At 72.7% G+C, this 7342-nt stretch carries 3 protein-coding genes and 1 pseudogene; 2 read left to right on the top strand and 2 right to left on the bottom strand.

The window, feature by feature from the left end:
* A pseudogene (locus MXD58_RS15910) lies at positions 1-728 on the bottom strand (hypothetical protein); the annotation flags it as partial.
* 811 nt (positions 729-1539) lie between these two features.
* On the opposite strand from MXD58_RS15910, the gene MXD58_RS15915 reads away from it, so the two are divergent.
* Positions 1540-1989 carry a hypothetical protein gene (locus MXD58_RS15915; RefSeq protein ID WP_248838787.1) on the top strand — a complete coding sequence of 150 codons (450 nt, stop codon included), beginning with the start codon at positions 1540-1542 and terminating at the stop codon, positions 1987-1989.
* Positions 1990-2658: 669 nt separating this feature from the next.
* Here the strand turns inward: MXD58_RS15915 and MXD58_RS15920 are convergent.
* The gene (locus tag MXD58_RS15920; protein WP_248838788.1) at positions 2659-4293 is read right to left on the bottom strand and encodes an acyl-CoA dehydrogenase family protein; all 1635 of its coding nucleotides are present in this window, start codon (positions 4291-4293) and stop codon (positions 2659-2661) included.
* 1035 nt (positions 4294-5328) lie between these two features.
* On the opposite strand from MXD58_RS15920, the gene MXD58_RS15925 reads away from it, so the two are divergent.
* A partial coding sequence (locus MXD58_RS15925; protein WP_250609464.1) for a diguanylate cyclase domain-containing protein occupies positions 5329-7342 on the top strand: 2014 nt, incomplete at its 3' end.

Consider the following 7342-nt stretch of genomic DNA (forward strand, 5'->3'; position numbering starts at 1 on the left):
GCGCCTGGGTCGCCGAGGGCGCCCAGGTCAGAGGTCGTGCCGCCAGAACGGCCGGGCTGCCCGGGGCTGGCACCGGCAGCACCACCAGCGGTGCCGGCGGCACGGGACCGGCCACCGCTGCCCCAACCCGCCGGCGAGGACGGGCGTGGGGACACGACGGAATCGCCCGCACCGGTCAGCGGGTCTGGGCCGGTCAGCGGGTCTGGGCCGGTCAGCGGGTCTGGGCCGGTCAGCGGGTCTGGGCCGGTCAGGTCGTCCTGGCCCGCACCCCCCTGGTCGTAGCCGAGGGCGCCGTCGGGCCCGGCTGTCCCGGTGGGCGGAGCGTGCTCGCTTGGCCCGGGTGTGGGCAGTAGCGTTCCGTAGATCGGATTGGGATACGCCGGCAGTGGCGGCACCGGCGGCACGAGCGCGGCGGGCGGCTGCCGCGCGGCCTTCCCCGGCTCAGGGCCGATGCCGAACTCCGCGTCGGCGAACCGGTCCGCACTCAGCTGGCCGTCGTCGTCGCGGTCGACTCCGACCGGCGCGGCGAACCCGAAGGCGGCCACCGCGACCGTGAACCCGCTTGCGGCCACCAGCATGCCTCGACGCCGGTCCCGCAGCCCGATCCGGTCGATCCGCCCGCACAGCGTCCCGGCGATGCCGATGAACATCACCACTACGGCAAGCAGCGCCATGGCCATGGCGAACACCGGCATCAGGCCCCCCGGGCGCAGCAGTCGAGCGAGCACCCGAACCGTAGCTCACCGAAAGTTACCTGGCCGATACGTTGAGACCGTGTCGTGGCCGTAGTCGCTCAGCTCGCACGGTCTGGCAACGATGCGATCACGTTCGATCAACCCTGGGCAGGCGGGGGACGACGGTCAGGGGCCGGTCAGCCCCGACGGCCCCTCGCCCGACCCGCTTGCCGGACCCGCCGGTGCCTCGGGGCTCGTGGGGGCGGGCGGTGCCACCTGCGCCGTGGGCACGGGCCGGACCGTCGGCTCGGACCCTCCTGTCGGACCGGACCGCCCCGTCGGCGCCGATCCGGTCGTCGCCGCGGATCGCGTGGTCGCCACCGGTTGCGCGGTCCGGATCGGACGGTCAGCGGATCGCGTCGGGGTACCACCGCGCGGAGCGCTCCCGTCGGCCCCGCCGGGCGAGGACGACGCGGCCGGCCGGCCGACGGGAGTACTGGCTGCGAGCCGGGTCGGCGAAGCCGCCGACCGCTCCGGTGCGTCGGGTCCCTCCCGGACCGGCCCGGAGCGAGGCGGGCGCGACGTTGCCGGGCCGTTCGAGGGCCGGTCCGGCGGGCTCGGGTGCGCGGGCGACGACCCGGTCGAGGGACCCGCCGCACCGCCGCCGCCGCCTCCCGAGCCGCCCTGCCCGCCGTGTCGGCTACCACCGCCCGGCCGCCCGCCGCCCGGATTGTGGCCCGGACTGTGATAGCCGCCGTTACCGCCGGAGTCGCCGCCGTCCGGCCATCCGCCGCTCCCACCCGTTCCGCCGGAACCGCCTGGGGGGGAACGTGCGCCTGCGCCGCCGCCCGACGGCGGCCGCACGGTGCTGCCACCGCCGCGGGACGGGGACGACCGCGACGGTGCCGTCGACGCGGGCGGCCGTCTCGGCGGACGCGGCGAGGTGGATGGGCGGTGTGGATCACGAGGGGTCGCGGGCGGACGGCTCTGCCGGGGCGGCGGCGCGGGATGGCGGGTCCGTCTGGGTGGCTTCGGCGGGGCCGGAGCCTGGGTCTGCCTCGGGGGCGCGGGAGATGGGTTCTCCCTCGGCGGCACCGGATTCTGCCTCGGCGGCACCGGATTCTGCCTCGGCGGCACCGGATTCTGCCTCGGCGGCACCGGATTCTGCCTCGGCGGCACAGGATTCTCCCTCGGCGGCACCGGATTCTCCCTCGGCGGCACAGGATTCTCCCTCGGCGGCACAGGATTCTCCCTCGGCGGCACAGGATTCTCCCTCGGCGGCACCGGGTTCTGCTTCGGCGGCGCAGAGACCTGACTCTGCCGCGGCGCGGCGGACTGCTGGCCCTGACCACGCGGCGGTGCCGCGGGCGGCCGGTTCTGCCCGTGGGTCGACGGGGCGGCCACCACTGGGCGATGGGAGTCGCGGGGGGCGTCCGCTGCGGGTGCCCCGGCGGGCGAGCCCCCTCGGGCGGGCGAGTTGAACCAGGCGAGGTCCGTGCCGTTCACAGACCTGCCACCCGGCGTTCCTTCCGGCTGCCCCGCGCCACGGCCGGTTGCCGGGGCACCGGTGGCCACGGGATCATCGGTTGGTCCGGGGACGCCGGCGGATGAGCCGCCGCGGGACGAGGGAGCGATGTAGACGCTGTTGGTCGTCGGGTCCTTGTGGCTACCGTCACCGGTGCCGATGCCATGCGACGCGAGCAGCCCGAAGGCCACCAGCGCCGCCGAACCTCCGCCGGTCACGAATCCCGCGCGCCGACGGCCGTAAATCCAGGCCCATTCGGCCTGCCCGCGGATCAGGCCGAGTACGCCCGCGAGCACTATCAGCCCGGCAATCGCCAGGCAGAAGTAAATCATGGAAACCCCCCGAGGGCGCAGTCGCCTACCAGGGTAGGGGCGATCCACTGCCATTCGCTGCAGGGGAGCTACAAAGCGTTTCTATCCCCATCCGACTCGTTACGGATATCGCTAGATGAACCAGCGGTCAGTCCGCCGATGCAATCCGGCTGAGAATACCTACGACATCTGTGCCGGACGGTAGCGTGCCGAAAGCGAGACCGCCGTCACCGGCGATCCTGGTCGCACAGAACGCGTCCGCGACGGCGGGCGGGGCGTGCTGGACGAGCAGCGCACCCTGCATGACGAGCGCCAACCTCTCGACGACCCGGCGCGCGGCGAACGGGTCGTCGCCGGCCGACACGAGCCGCCCCCGAAGGTGGTCCCAGGCCCGATCGAGCCGGTGGTCCCCGCCACGGGCCGCCTCGATCTCGGCGTTCAGGGCGGCCACCCCGACCGGGTCTCGACCGAGCGCCCGCAGCACGTCGAGCGCGTTGACATTGCCGGAGCCCTCCCAGATCCCGTTGAGGGGCGCCTCCCGATACAGCCGGGGCATGCCCGACTCCTCGACGTAGCCGTTGCCCCCGAGGCATTCGAGGGCCTCGACGACCACCGCCGGGACCCGCTTGCACACCCAGTACTTCGCCACGGCCGTCGCCAGCCGCCGGTACCCCTGCTCGCCCTCGTCGCCCTGGAGGGAGCGGTCCACGGCACCCGCGACCCGCATCACCAGGGTCGTCGCCGCCTCGGTCTCGACGGCGAGGTCGGCCAGGACGTTGCGCATCAGCGGCGCGTCGATCAGCAGCGTGTCGAAGGCCCGCCGGTGGCGTACGTGGTGCGCCGCGGCGGCCAGCGCCGCCCGCATTCCGGCGGCGGACGCGACGGCGGCGTCCAGCCGGGTGAGGGCAACCATTTCGATGATGACCTGGACGCCCCGCCCCTGCGGGCCGACAAGCCAGCCGACGGTTTCGTCGAATTCCGGTTCGCCGCTGGCGTTGCTGCGATTGCCGAGCTTGTCCTTCAACCGCTGGAGCCGAAAGGTGTTGCGGCTGCCATCGGGCAGGACGCGGGGGACCAGGAAGCAGGAAAGCCCGCCGGGCGCCTGCGCCAGAATCAGGAAGATGTCGTTCATCGGCGCGCTCGTGAACCACTTGTGGCCGCGCAGCCGATAGGTCCCGTCCCCGGCCGGGGTGGCGGTCGTCGTGTTCGAGCGCACGTCGGAGCCACCCTGCTTCTCCGTCATGCCCATGCCCGCGAGCAGGCCGGCCTTGTTCCCCGGCACCCGCAGGCCGGGGTCGTAGACACGGCTGGTCAGCAGTGGTTCGTACCGGGCTGCCAACTCGGGAGCCGCGCGCAGCGCCGGGACCGCGGCGTAGGTCATCGAGGCGGGGCACAGATGCCCCTGCTCGACGGTGCCCCAGACCAGGATGTTCGCCGTCCGCGCGACGTGGGCGCCCGGCCGCGGGTCCGCCCACGGCGCGCCCGCCATCCCCTCCCGCACGGCGACCTCGAGCAGGGCATGCCAGGCCGGATGGAACTCGACCTCGTCGACGCGATGCCCATAACGATCATGAGTGCGCAGCTCCGGCGGATACCGGTCGGCCTGCTCCGCCCAGCGCAGCGCCTGTTCGGAGCCGGCCAACCGGCCCAGTCGGCGCAGATCGGGCAGATGCCAGCCCGCGCCCTCCCTGGCCAGCGCGGCGAGCAGGGCCGGATCCGCGGACGGGTCCGTTTCCGCCGGCGGCGGTTGGTTCGTCACCACGTGGGTGTCTGCCGAGCTCATCGTCGCCCCTCCCGTCCACTACTGGACCATTAACGCTCAACCGGACCGGCCGCCGGCCCGGACCTCGATCGGAATTCCGCCCGTCGACACCGCCGAATGCACCGAACAACATAGTCGCGGCGAACTTCGACCGCGCGCGGAAAGTATCGGCCGGACGGCGCGTTCCGCCGTGCCGTTCGGCCGGGCTCCTTTTCGGCGCCGCCGCGCATTTCGACCCGGCCGCCAGGAACCGCCGGCTATTTGGCTGGTGTGGTGTCCCGGTATCAACACCCGCACACGGATCCCGCCGACCGGGTGCGCCCGGGCGGGTCGCGGGCCGGACCGCTGCCGGAGCCATCGCTCCGCTCGGAGAGTGACGATCGGCTGCGCCGCCGGAGCCAGCCAAATGATCACTCGGCGTTCATCCCGGCGGCAGGACGCGCTCACCCGAGCGTGTTCAGCCATCCCTTGGTCACCCAAATCCACAGGCCATCACCTAGCGCGTTCACAGACCCTGAAGATTCGACGCAGGGCGGGACCGCACGCGCGCCACACAGGAAGTAGATGATCTAATCATTCAGCCAGATGGGTAACTATCCGCTAAAATTTAGCGTCACAGAGTGATGAACTTTCGGGAATCGTACCCCCGCAGGTTACCTCAAGTATGATCACTATGACTCTGGGTAGCTCCATCGTGGGTTACCGGAATCCACACTTCAATCCGGAGACAAACCACCGACCATCCCATTGTCGCGCGCCGCACACAGGCTGGCCGGAGCTCGCCCAAACGAGCGAAGGCAGCGGAATCCCGCCGGCCGACACTCGTATGCTCACCGACTATCGGATGCATCCGGCCTCCGAAATCAATTCCTGTACTCACGGTGAGATCTGTCGAGTCCGGGCACCTTCGTCGGACGGGGCGCAAACATGATCAGGGGTGGCCGGACCAGAACGCGACATCGTCCCGATCGTCATCCCCGCGGTCGCGTTCTGTTCCGGGCCGGCAGGAACCGCCGGGGTGCCGACCCGCAGCGGGCCTGGAGCCGACCGCTGGCCGTGTTCTCCGCGCTCGCTGTCCTGTGCGGCCTCGCTCTCGTACTCGACGCCTGTCTGCTCGACAAGGAGGAGTCCGCAGGCGTCGCCGCGCAGGCACAGCTGGTGGAACGGCTCGCGCGCTGGCAGTCGGACACCGGCGGTGAGGCGGCGCTGCGCTCGGCGGTGAAGCACCTTGACCTACGCCCGGGCAACCCCGGCAACGGCCAGCAGCTCGCCCGGCTGCGCCTGTCGCCGACGCTCGACGTCGACTACGGTATCGCCCTGCTCGACCCCGCGGGGAAGACCCTCGCCACCGCTCCGGCCGGCCTCCACCTGACGGCCGGCCAGCTCGGCTCGGCGTGGCAGTCCGCCCAGGCTGGGGTGGACACCGCCCACCTCCTTCCCCGCTCCGGCGAACCCCCCCTCCGCGCGACGCTCGTGCCGCTCGCCACCTCGCGGCCCTGGGCCGTCCTCGTCGCGCTGGCGACCGAGAAGTCCAGCCGTCAGCTCGCCGCCGGGCTGGCCGACCTGCGCGGCACGAGCGCGGGCAGCGTCTCGACCATCACCCCTGACGGTGTCGTCCTCTCGTCGACCAACGCGGCGCTGGTGGGGCGGCGTCCGCTGACCCTCGACGAGTTACGGCGCTCCCGCGAGCAGGCCGGCGGTACCCGAAGCTGGAAGACGACCGAGCACGGAGTGGGGATCGTCCACATCACCGCGTTCGACCCCCAGAGCGGCTCCCTGACCTACCTGGAACAACGCAGCGCGGCGCTGCAGGCCGACCTGCGCGCGTGGCACAACCGGCGGGACCTCACCCTGCTGGCGGTGTCGGCGGCGGCGGGGCTGGCGACACTGCTCATCGCGCTCGCGCGGGCGGTCGCCATCCGGCGGTCCCATGCCGGGCTCCGGCGACTGCTCGCCGTCGCCCACGACATCGTTCTCGTCTCCGAACCGACCGGCCAGCTCGTCTTCGTCAGCCCCGCGATCGAGCCGCTGCTCGGCCTCGTGCCAGCGGCGTGGACGGGGCGTCTGCTCTCGGAGCTCGCCCATCCGGACGACGCCCCCAGGCTGGTGGCCCTGCTCGACGACCTCACTCAGTCGCCGCTCCTCGACGTCCGGCTGGCCCGGGCGGACGGCGAATCGGACTGGTTCGACGTGGCCGCCCGGAAGCTGCCACAGGCCATCCGGTCACCGAAGGTGCTCATCACCTGTCACGCCGTCGGCGAGCGCGAGGGACTGCTCGACCGCCTCGGCTACCACGCCGGCCACGACGCCCTCACCGGCCTGCTCAACCGGGGGGCCTTCGAGGAGGCCCTCGGCGCCGCTCTGGTCGTGGACGCCGGCACCGACGACGACGGCGTCCTCACGCCCACACCAGCCGGTCCCATCGACCTCCCTCCCCTGGTGGGCCCGGCCGCAGCGGAGAGCACCCCGAGGATCGGTGACCGGGGCACCGGTGACGGGGACACGGCGCTCCAGGCGCCCCGGGACGGGACGGCCGGGGCGGGGATCGGCGTCCTGTTCATCGACCTCGACCGGTTCAAGCCGGTCAACGACGCGTTCGGGCACTCCGCGGGCGACCAGGTGCTGCAGGTCGTCGGAGAGCGGATCAGGGCCGAACTCGGTCCCGGGGATCTGGCCGGGCGCTTCGGTGGCGACGAGTTCGGGGTGCTCCTGCGGCACGCGGACGAGCGGGCCGCGCGGGCCGCCGCCGGCCGGATCATCCACGCGGTCAGCCGGCCGATCGTCGTCGACACCCAGCACGTTCAGGTCGAGGCGAGCGTGGGAATCGTCGTCAGCGCCGCCGGGCCGATCGTGGCCGGAGCGCTGCTGAGCATCGCGGACCAGGCCATGTACGCGGCCAAGCAGCACGGCCCCGGGCGGTACGCGGTGGCGTCGCCGGCGGCGCTCACGGCCGGGACCGCGGGCCGGGCCGCGCCCGACTCCGCCGCCGTGCGGTTCGTGCGCCGGGAGGACCCGCGCGGGTATGCCTGCGTGTACCCGTTCAACCGGTCGCTCGAGTGGTATCTCCTGC

Origin of the sequence: Frankia sp. AgKG'84/4, assembly GCF_023242965.2 — a bacterium.
Lineage (GTDB): Bacteria > Actinomycetota > Actinomycetes > Frankiales > Frankiaceae > Frankia.

Bases quoted from the DNA above. Each gene is read 5' to 3' on its own strand.
- MXD58_RS15920 (WP_248838788.1), bottom strand. From the start codon at position 4,293: ATGAGCTCGGCAGACACCCACGTGGTGACGAACCAACCGCCGCCGGCG.